Origin of the sequence: Sporocytophaga sp. (genome assembly GCF_017745095.1) — a bacterium.
In the GTDB taxonomy this organism is placed as follows: domain Bacteria; phylum Bacteroidota; class Bacteroidia; order Cytophagales; family Cytophagaceae; genus Sporocytophaga.
Genome location: NZ_JAGHZZ010000005.1, coordinates 340,868 through 355,327 on the forward strand (window position 1 = coordinate 340,868; position 14,460 = coordinate 355,327).

Sequence of the window (14,460 nt, forward strand, 5' to 3'; positions counted from 1 at the left end):
ATCATTTTATGTCTTTACAAAATCGAAATTCTTTAAAAACCTTTTTCAAGAAAGGTCAATTGCCTTCGGAGGGTAACTTCTTTGACCTTATTGATTCAATGATAAATAAAGTTGACGATGGGATGTCTAAGACGTTGGAAGACGGCTTAATGCTTTCTCCTATCGGCGGGTCAAAGAAATTGATCAGTTTTTATAAGAGTATTGAGGAAAAAAGTCCTGCCTGGGGACTTGAAATTGATCAGGGAAATGGAAATATTAATTTCAATAACCATGTTGGAGACAGTGTATTGACATTGGCTAACACTGGTAAAGTTGGTATTAACAATCCTGCTCCGGAATTTGAACTGGATGTGAATGGCGCTATAGCCATGGCGGGAAGACAGGGAAATGCTTACAAAGGAAAAATTCTTGCTGACGGGAAATGGCATCCTGTGCTTACAGAATTGAACGGTTGTCATGCACTCGAAATAGTTGCAGGTATCGGAAAAAAGAAAACGGGTAGATATGCGCTTATTCATGCTTTTGCATTGAGTGCTTTTGGAAAGTCAAAGAATAAGATAGATATCCGTCAGGCTTATTATGGAGTAAGAAGTAACAGAATTGAGTTACGCTGGACGGGTACAACTTATAATTTCAGTCTGGAAATGAGAACTCGTAATACTTACGATGGAGAGTTTTATATTCAATATTTCATTTCCAAACTTTGGTTTGACCAGTTTATGGATAATAGTGTCGGAAAATAATTTATCTGCATCATGAAATTAGAGAACGAAAATACAGGGAATATCAATTTTTCAGTATCAATTGATGAAGCCAATAAAATATTCAAGGCATTGGGAAATCTACCTTTTGTTGAAGTCTATGAACTCATAGGTAAGCTCAATGAGCAGGCGAACTCTCAATTATCTAAAAAAAGAGGGAATTCGGAATCGCTCATTTCTGACGCTTCATTCGATATTGACCAATTGCTAAAATAACCGGTTATGGAAAAACCTGCTTTTATTTCTTCTGAGAAGGAAACCAATCCTGGTCTGGATTATGGTTTGCTTAGAGCAGAAGGTGTTAATATAATTCAAAAACTAACGGGAGCTTTCTGGACAGACTATAATGAGCATGATCCCGGTGTTACTATTCTCGAACTGCTTTGCTATGCAATAACAGATCTTTCTTATCGCACTCAGTTTGATATACAGGATCATTTATACAACGATCCTGAAGACGATACTTTTTTAAAGGCTCATTCAATTCTTCCTTGTAATGCATTAACATTAAATGATTACAGGAAACTTATTTTTGATAAAGTATTTGAACTCAAAAATGTTTGGGTATTGCCGATTCTGGATGATGGCAGTTCTTTCCGCGGACTTTATAAAATTCTTATCGATATAGATCCGGCTATTAAGGCTGACGAGGACAGACTTGCTGTTTCTGAAAAGACCAGAAAGGTTTTCTGTGACAATCGAAACATTTGCGAAGACCTTGAGCATATTAAAATTCTTGATCAAATTGATGTAGGTATATATGCAGATATCGAAGTAGATGGAATCAGAGACCTTGAAAGCATACTTGCATATATTTACTTTAAAGTAGATGAATATTTAAGTCCTGAGATAAGGTTTTACTCTTTAAGTGAATTGTTGCAGGAAGGGTTTACATTAAATGAAATATTCAATGGACCTTTGTTGAAGCATGGTTTTATTAAAACTTCGGAATTACAACCTAAGTCGAATAAAATACTTATATCTGAGGTGATAAAATTTATCATGCAGGTGCCAGGGGTTGTCAGTGTAAAGAATCTTCACCTTAAAGTTGGAGAAAAGATTTACGAAAATCAGATAGAGATAAGCGAAGATGAGCTTCCAAAGCTCTTGACTATGCTTACTGATGCTCGGGGAAATTCCAGCATTCAGTTTTTCAGAGGAGCAGTTAATTATACAACTATTGATTTTAACATAGTTAAAAGAAAGCTAAACGAACTTCAGTCTGCGAATAAAAGGGTTTATAGATTAAGCGAAGAAACTATCTCAATTCCATTAGGAAAAAAACTGAATGTCGAGCCTTATTTTTCTATTCAGAATCAGTTTCCTCTTGTTTATGGCATTGGGCAGTATGGATTGCCTAGTTCGGCAGATACTAAAAGAAAAGCTCAGGCAAAACAGCTAAAAGGTTTTCTTTTAATTTATGAACAAATACTTGCCAATTACCTGTCACAGCTGGCAAATGTTAAAAAGTTATTCTCATTAAAAGAAGATTTAAAGGAGACCTATTTTTATCAAACTCTTGATTCCGTGCCGGATGTAAAGCCATTACTTAAAGAAAGGAAACATGAGTTTATTGATGAAACCGATCTTCATTTTTCTACTTCATTAAATTATTATCTGGGTTTACCTGAGCTTGTAAAAGTTAAAGACAACTATACAGACAGAAGAAACAGATTTCTTGATTACTTGCTAGCTATTCACGGGGAATCGTATACACAATATTCCCTTTCTCAGTTTAATTATTATTTCAACGAAAGTGAATTTGAAAGACATCTTATTCAGAATAAGACCAGGCTTTTGAAATCACTACCAACTATTAATAAGAACAGAGCGAGAGGCTTCAACTATCTCGAGTCGAGTGTAGATACAGATAACATAACAGGGATGGAAGCTAAAATTTCCATTTTACTAGGACTTGGTGGTAGTCATTCTGATCAGGTATCTGAATATAAAGCACACTCTTTGGTGGATCATTACAGGAGTTTTGGAGCTAAATTATTAAATGACGATGCGGATGATAGTGAAAAAGAATCCTGGTATAAAGAAGGTGTGTTTCCTAATGGTTTGAATGAAGAATATATAGAGGATTATTTCGATTTTATAGATACTGACGAAATTGTAATTACAGATTTTTCAGACAATAAAAGAAAATCACTTCTGTCTCAGACTTTACCTGTCAAAAGTAAATTGATTCCATCTGAATTTCTGAAGGAAGGTATTATTTTGAATAATTACAGGCTTGGACACTTCTCCAATGAAGGGGACGAAAGCTTTTATATAGCTTATAGAGGGGCCAATAAAAAATGGCAGAACATTGGAAACTTTGTTGATGAAAAAGATGCCATAGCTGCTGTTATGGAGCTTATTGCTCATGTGAAAAAGCTAAACATTCAAAGTGAAGGTCTTCATATAATTGAACATATCCTGTTAAGACCAGATTTGAAAGATCAGAATCACGGAGTATTGATTTATGACGAAAATAGAAAACCTGTTTTAAGAAGTGCAGAGCAGTATTCATTCAGAGAGAGGGATAATATTCTGAAAGATATCAAGAATCACTTGTATGAATTTGCCAACTATTCTGTAGAGACTACTGTTGATAAGGACTTTGAAGTTCACTTTAAAACTCCGGACGACAAATACCATTTTGTAAGTATGGAAGCAGATATATCTGTGGAAGCTACTCACGAGAAAATGGAAAGGTTGTTCAGGTTTATCTCAGATCAGGAAGAAATTACTCCATTTGAGAGAAAGATTGGCTTATATATCAAAAATATTCATACAGACAGAATTATTCCGGAAGATTTCTTCAGCTATAGAGCGAGCATAATTTTGCCTAATTGGACTGCAAGATTCGGCAATAAGGAATTCAGGGCTATCATTGAAGATACCATCCATGAAAACAAGCCTGCAAATATTTCTTTCAACTGCTTCTGGCTTCATCCATCACAAATGCAGGAGTTCGAAACTGTTTATTATCTTTGGATGGAAGAACTTCGTCAAGAGAATCCGGATAAAGATCTACTTGATGAATACAGCAATCAGTTGAGCGAATTGCTGATGACTTATAAAAATGAGTAAAGCGTAATGGCTGAGAGTAAGCACTTTGTGCAGAAGTATATCTTTGATGTTAATTATGATTCTGAAGAAAATGCTTATAAATTTCAGACTCACCTTGCGGATTTTATAAAAGAAAAAATAGTAGCTCTTACCGATGAGGTTTTAAGCAAAGCTACTGAAGGATTTCTCCTAAGTACAGATAAATTAACGCTGGATTTAGGAGAAATTTCTTTTGATAATTATGAGAATGAGATTTATGCCAAAATAAAATCTCAACTCTCTGACAAGATAGCCTTACTATTGTCCGGGCATTTTACCGGCGATACTCAGGAAAACGTTATTTTTCTATCTAAAGAACTTTCAGACCTTCAGATTTTTGATTTCTTTCTTCAAAATGGATTTCTTCCATGGAATATCCATCAGGAATACACTTCATATTCTGTAAAGAAGTTGTTGATTGAACTGATTGAGAATAATCCTCCCACAATCAAGAAATATATAGAAAAGGTTACTGCTGATGAGGTCTTGACAACAAGACTTATTCGCCAATTTGAAGATGAAGTTTTGTGGAAAATTATAGCGCTTTGGATTGGGGAACCGGTTTTTCTCAAAAGGTTTTATAAAGAAATTGTCACTTTATATAAACGAAAACCAATCATAAGAAATACTTTTTCGGAATTCAGAGATCTTGTCTGGCCTTTCATTTTGAATGAAGTAATTATTGAGCGAAAGGTCAATTTTGAGACTATTCAGTTTACAGAGAATCTCATGAACTTTGTTTCTGAAGAAACAAAGACAGAATATTATAACGTAGTTCTGGCCTTTTATAATTCTATTGATGATGCCATCAGTAATTCATTAAAGCATGTCGCACCAGAGTTTACTGAAAGTATAAAAGCTATTTTGTTAAAGGATAGTTTTTCAACATTGAAGAAGAAAATATCCGAATCTAATGATCTAGAAAAGCTTTTCGGCGAGAAGGGTAATAAAGAGAATAAAACGAGCGAAGAAAGTAAAAAGCGAGACAATAGAGATCCGGAGTCAGTAACTACGAAAGATTCATTTGAAAGCAGAAACAGAGCACTTCAGCAAAAGGAAGATGAGCTTATTTTAACGAAGTTTTTATCTTTAAGAAACGAGATATTTGCAGTTACGAAAAGCTCTTTGAATGAAATTATTTCAAGAGTAGAGAAGATTATAAAAACCTTTAGTTTTTCTAGTCCTGATTTTTTAAAGAAGAGCTTTGCAATAGCTGGCTGGACATTAGAAGAACCAACTACAATAAAATATCTGGAACTATTTTCCGAAGAAATTAGAAAGCAGATCATTTTAAATATTCTAAAGAAAACGGAGTCTGAATTTGAACAAAGTGTAATAGATCAGGAGAAAAACCTGGTTCAAAGATTCTTTGAAATAGGTCATATTCCCGTATTATATAGTAAACCTTTTACCAAGGATTTAAAGGCATTTCAGACCATCCTTTTGAAAACAGCGGAAAATAATCCGGAATGGTTTGCCGCAATTTTTAAACGTGCAGTTGTCGAGAGTTCAGATAAGGATATAAAGATATCTTTATTGATGGAAATCTTTACTGTAGATGTGGTGAAAAGTATTTTCAGATTGGCAAGACAAGAAGCTGAATTACGACCTTTTATCAATAGGCTGGAAGCTCAATCGAGAAAAGGTAAGCCTCCAAAATCTAAAGATCTGGATAATGGTGATTTGACGTTTAAAAGTACAGAGAGCAGTCCGAAGAATCAACCTGTTGAAGAAAGCCCCGGAACTACTTCAGATGAGGATTTGGATACCTACTTTGTAACAAGACTTTCAGAGATTAATTCACCTGAAAGTGCAGTCTATCATTTAAATGTTTTGCTCAAAAAATCATCTCCTAAACCAACCAGGAAAGGCAAAACCACAGAAACTGATAGTGCTCAAGGCAAAAAGAAAAGGGATTCCAATAATATCACTAGCAGCGAGGTAAAGCTTGAGAGCCTGATTCCTCTGTTCTTTGAAAAATACTCATCGGTTGCCGTTTCTTATTTTAAATCATTGTCTGTAAGAGAGCAAAAGTCTGCACTAAAAACCTTGAAAGGTGAGAAGCTGGAACGTGTCGAGAGCCTGATCAAAGGTCATGACAGAGCTTTGGTAGAGCTTATAAAAGAAATAAGAGGCGAAAATAAGAGCATTGATAATACAGATCAAAAATCTGTAACAAAGGTTGGAGAAGACAATGGGATGGTGCAGAAAGAGCTTAAACTTGAATATAAAAAAATGGAAAGTGGGGAACCTGTATACATCAGCAATGCAGGACTTGTATTGGTCCATCCCTATTTGACAAGATTTTTTAAGATGCTCAACCTGACTGAAGGTAAGGCATTTAAAGATGAATATTCATCTCATAAAGCTGCTCACATTTTGCAATACCTGGTAAATAAAAACACTAGTGCAGAAGAGCATGAACTAGTTTTGAATAAACTCGTTTGTGGGATAGATCTCACTACTCCTTTGTTGCGCGATATAGAAATTACTCCGGAGGAGATTGAAACCTGCGAAGGTTTATTGGAAGGGGTAATTCAAAATTGGACTATATTAAAGAAAACAAGTAATGACAATTTCAGATCTTCCTTCCTGATTCGTCAAGGTCGACTTGTGCTTGAATCCAAAGGATGGAAATTGAAGGTGGAAGAAAAGGCCTATGATATTCTGGTAGAAAAACTTCCATGGTCTATTTCAATGATTAAAATGCCATGGATGAATAATATCATTTATGTGGAATGGAAGTAATAGAATTCAATATTTTTTTTAGAGAATTTTTAGCTTAAATTTAATAATTAAGATAAGTAAGGTCGGACTTGCTTTAACAACTTGCCCAAACAAAAGCGGAATTAAGCTTAAAAATGGAAAAAGATTTCAATAAGGTTCTGAGTACTCCCGTGAATGATTTTAATGAAAAGGTCAAAGTGAAAATTGATTATGACCTCATTGGAAAAAATGGTGAAGTTTTAAAACGGGAACTAGAGTGGCTGAAGTTTCTTATAAAAAAAAGGATCAGTTTCTTTGATGATGAAGAGATGAACTCATTACCTATGGATCTGAATCCTCCGGTTATAGTTCATAAAGAAACTCCTTATGCAAAGTTTGTTGAGAAATACGAGCTTGATGCATATGGCAGGATATTACTCATAATGACATTGGCTCCTGCATATCATCCGGAAGTGTTTTCCGAATTGGTTGAAAGAGAAAGGGGGTTCAGATTGCGATATGATGAGTTTGGAGGCATCGCAGAGAACTTTTGTTGTCAATTTCTCCCAACCTTAAAGACCCTGATATATCTGATTGCAGGGAGTAATTCATCGCTTACAGGACAGCTCTATACTCGGTTTATAGAAGAAAATATTCTGATTGAAGAACAGATCATTATTTTTAAAGAAATAGGTCCGGACAGCGACAGGGTAATCAATCTGGAACTTAAACTTATTCCTGAGTTCGTTGCTCACCTTACAAGAAACAGAGAAACTTTACCCACCTTCAATAGTAATTTCCCAGCAAAACTAATTAAATCGAGATATGAATGGGATGACCTTGTTGTCTCACATTTTACAAGAGAGAGACTGGAGCTAATTGTAGATTGGGTGAATTTTAAAGATAAGATTTTTGAAAGACAAGGACCTGAAGGCAAAGTGAAAGATGGATTTCCTGCTTTATTTTATGGCCCTCCCGGCACAGGTAAAACTATGGCAGCCTCTTTAATCGGCAAATTGACCAACAGGCAAGTTTTTCAGATTGACTTGTCAATGGTTGTTTCAAAATATATAGGGGAAACTGAAAAGAACTTAAGTCGATTGTTTGACAAGGCTGAGAAGAAAGATTGGATATTGTTTTTTGATGAAGCGGATTCATTGTTTGGCAAAAGAGGGGTGGTAAAAGATGCCCATGACAAGTATGCCAATCAGGAGATGTCTTATTTGCTTCAACGCATGGAACAGTTTACAGGTCTGACTATCCTTGCAACTAACTTTGATCAGAACCTTGATCCTGCAATGACCAGAAGGTTCCAGGCTAAGGTCTATTTCCCTCGTCCTACAAAAGACGAAAGGTTGAACCTTTGGTACAAAAGTCTATCAGCGGGGTATTCTTATAATCCTGATATATTAATGGAGAAAATTGCTGAACGGTTTGATGTCACTGGAGCCAATATTGCCAATATCTTAAAGTTGTGCTGTATCAGAGCAGAAAAGAGAGGAGATGGAATCATCATTGCCAAGGACTTACTTGAAGCATTAAGAATAGAATATTCAAAAGAGAATAAGACCTTATAAATGGATTTGATTTCTTTTTAAGGAATCGAATTGTTGTAATTCCTTCATTGTTTTAAAATTAAAATAGAAGGAGGATTTATGGATAATTTTAAAAAAGGATTTATCCTGATTGTTATCTTATTGTTTTCTGCTTTTGCAGGATTTGCCCAGGATAAAAATACTGACAAAGTAAAAATTACCTCATCAGAGAATAAAACTGAAAATCAGATTAGTAAAGACAAAGAAAATTGTTACGCTGATGTTGAGTCTCAGTTTGATCACAGTAAACATAAGACCTTAAAGAATACGGGTGCTGGAGCAGCCGCCGGAGGTATTGCGGGTGGTATCTTTGGTCATGGTGGTATCGGGGCTGCTGCAGGAGGGGCAGCAGGAGCTTATCGGGGGCATAAAAAATCCAAAAAAGATAAAAATGAATTTAATGAGTTATATGCTTCTTGTTTGAGGGATAAAGGATATTCAGTAGAAGTGGCTGATTAGCAACCTTGAATATTTTGAATTTCCTGAAGTGATTGGATAACCATTAAAAATTACTTCAGGAAGTTTTTATTTTTTCGTAAAGATACTTATTACACTTATAACTCAATCCCAAAGCAGATTTAATTAATTATATAACAGATGCTTTCTTTTTGTGGTAAATGCACTGGTATTCTATTTTGTGAAAAAATAACTTTTTTATTACATATCAGGAAACCCCAAATGGCCTTTACGTAATAGGATGAAGATTAATTACTTAATTTTTGTTTATGTCCTACAAAATTGTAAAGGGGAATTACCTAAAAAGTCTTCAGGAACAAATTGAAAAACTTAATAGAGATATTGTCAGTGCTACAGATTTTATAAAAACTATTGAAAAAGGAGATCTGAATGCTGAATATAGCGGAGACGGACAGGATGAAAAAAGTCTTATCCATGCTTTGTTAAGTATGAGGGAGCAAATGCAGGTAATTGCATTGCGTGAAGGGGATAGAAATTGGGTAACAGAAGGACTGGCTAAGTTCGCCGATATTTTAAGGACTAAAAATGAAAATATTAAAATATTAAGTGAAAATATCATTTCTAATCTGGTCAACTATCTTAATGCAAATCAGGGTAGCTTTTTTATTTTGAACGATGAAGATGAGAAAGATAAGTTTCTGGAATTAATGGCCTGTTATGCCTATGACAGGAAAAAGTTTGCTCAAAAAAGGGTTGAAATAGGAGAAGGCCTTCTTGGACAATCATTTTTAGAAAAAGAAACTACCTATTTAACACAAATACCTGAAAACTATTTAAGTATCACTTCTGGATTGGGCGAGGCACTTCCAAGGGCCATCATCATTGTTCCTATTAAAGTAAATGATGTTGTTTATGGTATGCTTGAGATTGCTTCTTTCAAGGAATTTAAGCCTCATCATAAAGAGTTTCTGGAGAAACTTGGAGAAAGCATAGCTTCTTCCATTTCAAGTGTAAAAATTAGCGAAAGAACACAAAAGCTTCTTCTTGCATCACAGATAGCTTCCGAAGAGATGAAGTCTCAGGAAGAAGAACTAAGGCAAAATATGGAAGAAATGCATGCTACCCAGGAAGAACTGGCAAGGCATGATGCCGAATCCAGAAGCTTGCTGACAGCACTTGATTCTATAGCTATTGTTGTAGAATATAATCTTCAGGGAGATGTCCTTAAGGTAAATGAAAAAATGAAATCTATTGCAGGACTTCAAGGAGATGCATTAATAGGAGTCAATTACTTAGCCTTTTGTCAGACCGATGAAGAGAAGGTTGAAGCTAAAGCTATGTGGGAAGATTTAAGAAAAGGTAAAACAATAACCAGGTTCAGGAAGATGACGACTGGATCAGGAGACGTTTGGTTGCAGGAATATTATAATCCAATCAATGACAGGAACGGCGATCTTATAAGGATCATGGGAATTGCTATAGATATAACAGAAACCAAAAGACAAGAACTGTTACTATCTGAAAAAGCTGATGAAATGAAGGCTCAGGAAGAAGAGCTAATTCAAAACATGGAAGAAATGCAAGCAATTCAGGACGAACTTGCTCAAAAAGAAGCCGAGTCTAAAAGTTTGCTTACAGCTATTGACAGTCTTGCTATTGTTGCTGAATATGATATTGAAGGGAACATGCTCAAAATCAATGATCAGATTGAAAAGGTTTTAGGTATGCCCGGAAATAATTTAATAGGCCAGAATTATATGAGTTTTTGTCAGACCGATGAGGAAAAGGCTGAAGCTACTGTAATGTGGCAAAATCTAAAACAAGGTAGATCCTTTGTGAAAATAAGAAAAATGAAGCTTGAAAATAAAAATTTCTGGCTTCAGGAATATTATAATCCGGTGGTGGATCATGATGGAAGAATTCAAAAGGTGTATGGTATAACTATTGATATTTCAGATTCTAAGAGACAAGAAGATGAGTTGATTCAGCAGGCTGAACAAATGAAATCTCAGGAAGAGGAGTTAAGGCAAAATATGGAAGAATTGCATACTATTCAGGAGGAGCTTTCTAAAAAGGCAAAAGAAATAGAAGAGGTTAGGCAGCTTGAAAAGCAAAGAGCAGACAATCAGATTGAAGCTCAGAAAAAAATGATGCAAACCTTTATGGATAAAGCGAAGCAAACTGAAAATGACTATAAAGCTAAGATTGCAGCATTGGAGTCTAAATTATCAGGAAAAAATAAAACTAACCAAACCGATTAAAAATTTTTGCGATGAAAAATGATGTATTAAAAATTAACTATAATAAAGAAATTGATGCTGTAGTTCTTGAATGGATCACTGCTCCTATTTCTTCTGAGTTCAGAGAAGGTTTAAATCAGGGGTTAGAGTTGTTGAAGTCAACTAAAGCTAAAAATTGGATTGGTGATGTTAGAAATCTTGGAGCGATTGATCCTGATGATCAGAAATGGTCAAATGAAGAGTGGTTTCCGAAAGCATTGTCTACTGGAATTAAAAAAATGGGTGTAATTATTTCTGACGATATTTTTAATCAAATGAGTGTTGAAGAAATTATGAGTAAAGTAGAAAATGCTGGTTTTGTATCACAATACTTTGACGATATTAATAAAGCATCTCAGTGGATGAAAGCTTAGTTAACAACCAAATATAAAGGAAAGCACAAATGGATAGAAGACATTTGTGCTTTTTTATTTAATTCAGATTAAAACAATTAGAGTTTAAATCCTGTAGTTGGAGGAATATTAATTGTCTTATTCCGTTACAAAATGTAAATCCTTTTGAAAAATGAGAAGGTTTTGATTAGTTATAAAAACTGATTTTTATAACTTAGATTAAGTAAACTTTATTAATTAGAATTTAAATGCGCTTAAAAAGAAAATTAGCTTTAATTGCTTGTATCTTCTGTCTTTTAATTAGTAGTACAAGCCTTTTTGCTCAAAGCAATATTGTAGAAAAATATGGTCAGCTTTCTGTAAAGGGCAATTACATTGTAGGAGAACATGGAGATACAGTTCAATTGCGTGGAATGTCTCTCTTCTGGAGCCAGTGGATGAGTCAGTATTATAATCCATTTGTTGTAAAATACCTTAAGGATAAATGGAAATGTACTGTAATCAGAGCAGCGATGGGGGTCGATATGGGAGGATATGCAGACAGCAGAGCATCTGAAAGAGAAAAGGTAATGACTATAGTGGATGCCGCGATAAAAAATGGCATTTATGTCATCATTGATTATCATAGCCATGAAGCTCATGCCAATCCTGATATGGCAAAGAAATTTTTTGCAGATATGGCTAAGAAATATGGTAAGTATCCAAATGTATTGTATGAAATATATAATGAGCCTTTAAATTATGTAAGCTGGTCAAAAGACATTAAGCCATATGCTGAAACTGTTATAGAAAGTATTCGCCAATATGATCCGGATAATATAGTAATAATCGGTACAAGACAGTGGTCACAGATGGTGAGCGAGGCAGCTGTAGATCCTGTTAAAGATACTAATTCCGCATACACTCTTCACTTCTATGCAGGCTCTCACAAGCAATGGCTGAGAGATGAGGCAAAAAAAGCGATGGACAAAGGTATTGCATTATTTGTCACCGAATTCGGAACATGTCATGCCAGCGGTAATGGAAGTTATGATCCTGAAGAGACAAGGCTTTGGTTTGACTTTATGGATAAATACAAAATCAGCTGGTGCAATTGGTCTATTGCTGACAAAGATGAGACAGCTTCAGCATTAAAGCCAGGCGGTTTTAGCGCAGGAGGCTGGGAAGACTCAGATCTGACACCTTCAGGACAACTGGTAAGAGATGAGATGATATTGAAAAATACACCCATCGTTCCTTTAAAGAAAAAATAGCATTCAAAATCTTTCCCGAGTTAATCAAATAATGTTAAAGCGTAGCCTTATATTTGGCTACGCTTTATTGTTTTTAGTTAAATTGAATATTTAATATGAAATTAACTTTACTGATATTGTCTTCGGCCTTGATTGTTGTTAGTGCAACATTACCAGATCATGTAAGTCAAAATGAAACTCAGCAATCTGCTTTAAGGGGTAAAAAGGTTTATGAAGAATATTGTCTTTCATGCCACCAGACAGATGGGAGTGGGGTTCCTGGATTAAATCCACCATTAAAGAAAACAACTTATGTATTAGGTCCACAGGATAAGTTAGTTAAAATCTTGTTGAATGGCCTGGAGGAAGAAATTGAAATTAATGGGGAATATTATTCTAATCCGATGCCTGCATTTGGGTCAGTGTTAACGGATCAACAGATTGCCGATGTACTTACATATGTGAGAAGTAATTTTGGTAATAAAGCCAATGCTGTTCCTGTTTCAAAGGTAAAGGCAGTGAGGGCGGCAAAATAGAGAGAAAGACATTATATGCCAGGAGAAGTATTATCAAAAAGTAGTTTCATGTTTAACGAACCACTGTAAACATGATTCTTAGGAATAGGATGTGAGAGGCGCACTCCGTCAATATCTATTGGCGGAGCAGTCTAACTCAAAGTGTGGTAGTCCTTATTTTTTTCCGTCAAATTTTGCTATTGCTTCAGGTGTTACTGGTGTAAATAAGTTTACAAGGTTGCCGTCAGGGTCACGGAATAAAAGAGATTTATTCCCCCAGGGCATTGTCGTTGGTTTTTGTACGACTTTGTCTTGAAGATAGTCTGCTAATCTTTCATAGTCTTTGTCAACATCCTCCACTCTGAATTCGATAATAACACTACGATTTTGGGCTGGCTGTGCTACATGATCTCCTCCAAACAATTGTAGAGTTTGGGTGCTTCCAATAGCCAGTGTTGCAGTAGGTGTATTAAATTCAGCAAAGACTGGGGTATATTGCACCGCAGGTACCTGTGTAACTTGTTCATAAAATTTTACTAATCCATCGATGTTGGCAGTAATAATACGAATTGACAATAAATTCATTTTTTAAATATTTTTTGTTAAGTCGTAAAAGTAATTTGGCGTTATGACAACATTATGTCAGGAGCTTAAAATTCTTTTTCTTTTAGACTAAATATTCTCTTCCGTGGCCTGCCCCTGACAGGCCACAATTATACTTCCACTAAAACCTTTCCCTATAATGAGTTAAAATTCTAAATTCATCTATTCTATTTTCGCAAAAGTTTGCTGATGACCATTTATGATCTTCTGAGTTTTTACAAGAGTTCGCATATATAGAGTGGCCTGTCAGGGGAAAGGCCACGGACCAGGAATCGATTTTATAATCAATTAACTCTTTTTTCCCTTCCAGAAACGCTCCCGGAAGTTTCAGGAGCACTTCCTAACGATTATGGAGTAAGCATGGACGGGTTAGGCTTAAGCCTCGACAATAGATGCTTTAGCCTGGCCGAATTTTGCTTAAGCTGGGAACACTCAGGAGCAACCGGAATGGTCGGGGAGTACTTCAAATCCTTCCAGGAGTATTCCCGGATGTCCCAGAAGTATCCTGGAAGAATCGGAAGTTTATCTGAATGCTTCGGGCTTACGCATGGCCTTCCCAGGCTAAAGCCCAGGAGTTCCGGGAGTGTGTCGTCCTAAAAAAAGTTTACAGTTGAGATTAGTAATCCGGTTATAAATTTACATTTTTTTATTAATCCTAAAATCGCTTTACATTTGATCACCGGAAGAAGCGGAATCAGGCTCTGCTGAGGAGCAACCTGCCAGGATTATTCTGGTCAGATAGCATAACTAAATCCGATAATAGGTTTACACCTTTGTCGGATTTGTTTTTTTATGCATTCTGTAAATGCCTAAAAAAACCTTTATTCTGTTATTATTTCTTTTTTCTTTTTCCAATGTCGTTTCAATATTCCACTCTCAGCATGAGCTCTTTCCGGAGTC

Annotated in this window: 11 protein-coding genes; 10 read left to right on the forward strand and 1 reads right to left on the reverse strand. The window is 35.5% G+C overall.

The genetic code is table 11. From position 1 onward, the window contains the following. Positions 1-8: 8 nt before the first annotated feature. The 10 genes from J7604_RS10270 to J7604_RS10315 all read left to right on the forward strand — a co-directional run bounded on the left by J7604_RS10270 (position 9) and on the right by J7604_RS10315 (position 12,978). Positions 9-743 carry a hypothetical protein gene (locus tag J7604_RS10270; protein WP_028978416.1) on the forward strand — a complete coding sequence of 245 codons (735 nt, stop codon included), beginning with the start codon at positions 9-11 and terminating at the stop codon, positions 741-743. 12 nt (positions 744-755) lie between these two features. Beyond that, positions 756-977, forward strand: coding sequence for a hypothetical protein (locus J7604_RS10275; protein WP_293895112.1), 222 nt, complete (start codon positions 756-758; stop codon positions 975-977). Positions 978-983: 6 nt separating this feature from the next. After that, a complete protein-coding gene (locus tag J7604_RS10280) occupies positions 984-3,842 on the forward strand; it encodes a hypothetical protein (protein ID WP_293895115.1) in 2,859 nt (952 codons plus the stop codon). A 6-nt stretch (positions 3,843-3,848) separates the two neighbouring features. After that, a complete protein-coding gene (locus J7604_RS10285; RefSeq protein WP_293895118.1) occupies positions 3,849-6,608 on the forward strand; it encodes a contractile injection system tape measure protein in 2,760 nt (919 codons plus the stop codon). Positions 6,609-6,721: 113 nt separating this feature from the next. After that, entirely contained in the window at positions 6,722-8,143 is a 1,422-nt protein-coding gene (locus J7604_RS10290) for an ATP-binding protein (protein ID WP_293895121.1), read from the forward strand. Positions 8,144-8,221: 78 nt separating this feature from the next. Continuing rightward, on the forward strand, positions 8,222-8,620 hold the full coding sequence (locus J7604_RS10295; protein ID WP_293895124.1) for a hypothetical protein: 399 nt from the start codon (positions 8,222-8,224) through the stop codon (positions 8,618-8,620). Between the two features lie 266 nt (positions 8,621-8,886). Further along, positions 8,887-10,839 carry a PAS domain S-box protein gene (locus J7604_RS10300; protein ID WP_293895127.1) on the forward strand — a complete coding sequence of 651 codons (1,953 nt, stop codon included), beginning with the start codon at positions 8,887-8,889 and terminating at the stop codon, positions 10,837-10,839. Between the two features lie 11 nt (positions 10,840-10,850). Then, positions 10,851-11,231 (forward strand): hypothetical protein, encoded by a 381-nt coding sequence (locus J7604_RS10305; RefSeq protein WP_293895130.1) that lies wholly within the window; start codon positions 10,851-10,853, stop codon positions 11,229-11,231. 227 nt (positions 11,232-11,458) lie between these two features. Next, entirely contained in the window at positions 11,459-12,463 is a 1,005-nt protein-coding gene (locus J7604_RS10310) for a glycoside hydrolase family 5 protein (RefSeq protein ID WP_293895133.1), read from the forward strand. A gap of 95 nt (positions 12,464-12,558) precedes the next feature. Next, positions 12,559-12,978 carry a cytochrome c gene (locus J7604_RS10315; RefSeq protein WP_293895136.1) on the forward strand — a complete coding sequence of 140 codons (420 nt, stop codon included), beginning with the start codon at positions 12,559-12,561 and terminating at the stop codon, positions 12,976-12,978. Between the two features lie 153 nt (positions 12,979-13,131). Here the strand turns inward: J7604_RS10315 and J7604_RS10320 are convergent, their stop codons facing one another. Continuing rightward, positions 13,132-13,542 (reverse strand): VOC family protein, encoded by a 411-nt coding sequence (locus J7604_RS10320; protein WP_293895139.1) that lies wholly within the window; start codon positions 13,540-13,542, stop codon positions 13,132-13,134. Between the last annotated feature and the right edge of the window lie 918 nt (positions 13,543-14,460).

Coding starts and splice junctions, on each gene's coding strand:
- J7604_RS10270 (WP_028978416.1), top strand. CDS start 9: ATGTCTTTACAAAATCGAAATTCTTTAAAAACCTTTTTCAAGAAAGGT.
- J7604_RS10275 (WP_293895112.1), top strand. CDS start 756: ATGAAATTAGAGAACGAAAATACAGGGAATATCAATTTTTCAGTATCA.
- J7604_RS10280 (WP_293895115.1), top strand. CDS start 984: ATGGAAAAACCTGCTTTTATTTCTTCTGAGAAGGAAACCAATCCTGGT.
- J7604_RS10285 (WP_293895118.1), top strand. CDS start 3,849: ATGGCTGAGAGTAAGCACTTTGTGCAGAAGTATATCTTTGATGTTAAT.
- J7604_RS10290 (WP_293895121.1), top strand. CDS start 6,722: ATGGAAAAAGATTTCAATAAGGTTCTGAGTACTCCCGTGAATGATTTT.
- J7604_RS10295 (WP_293895124.1), top strand. CDS start 8,222: ATGGATAATTTTAAAAAAGGATTTATCCTGATTGTTATCTTATTGTTT.
- J7604_RS10300 (WP_293895127.1), top strand. CDS start 8,887: ATGTCCTACAAAATTGTAAAGGGGAATTACCTAAAAAGTCTTCAGGAA.
- J7604_RS10305 (WP_293895130.1), top strand. CDS start 10,851: ATGAAAAATGATGTATTAAAAATTAACTATAATAAAGAAATTGATGCT.
- J7604_RS10310 (WP_293895133.1), top strand. CDS start 11,459: ATGCGCTTAAAAAGAAAATTAGCTTTAATTGCTTGTATCTTCTGTCTT.
- J7604_RS10315 (WP_293895136.1), top strand. CDS start 12,559: ATGAAATTAACTTTACTGATATTGTCTTCGGCCTTGATTGTTGTTAGT.
- J7604_RS10320 (WP_293895139.1), bottom strand. CDS start 13,542: ATGAATTTATTGTCAATTCGTATTATTACTGCCAACATCGATGGATTA.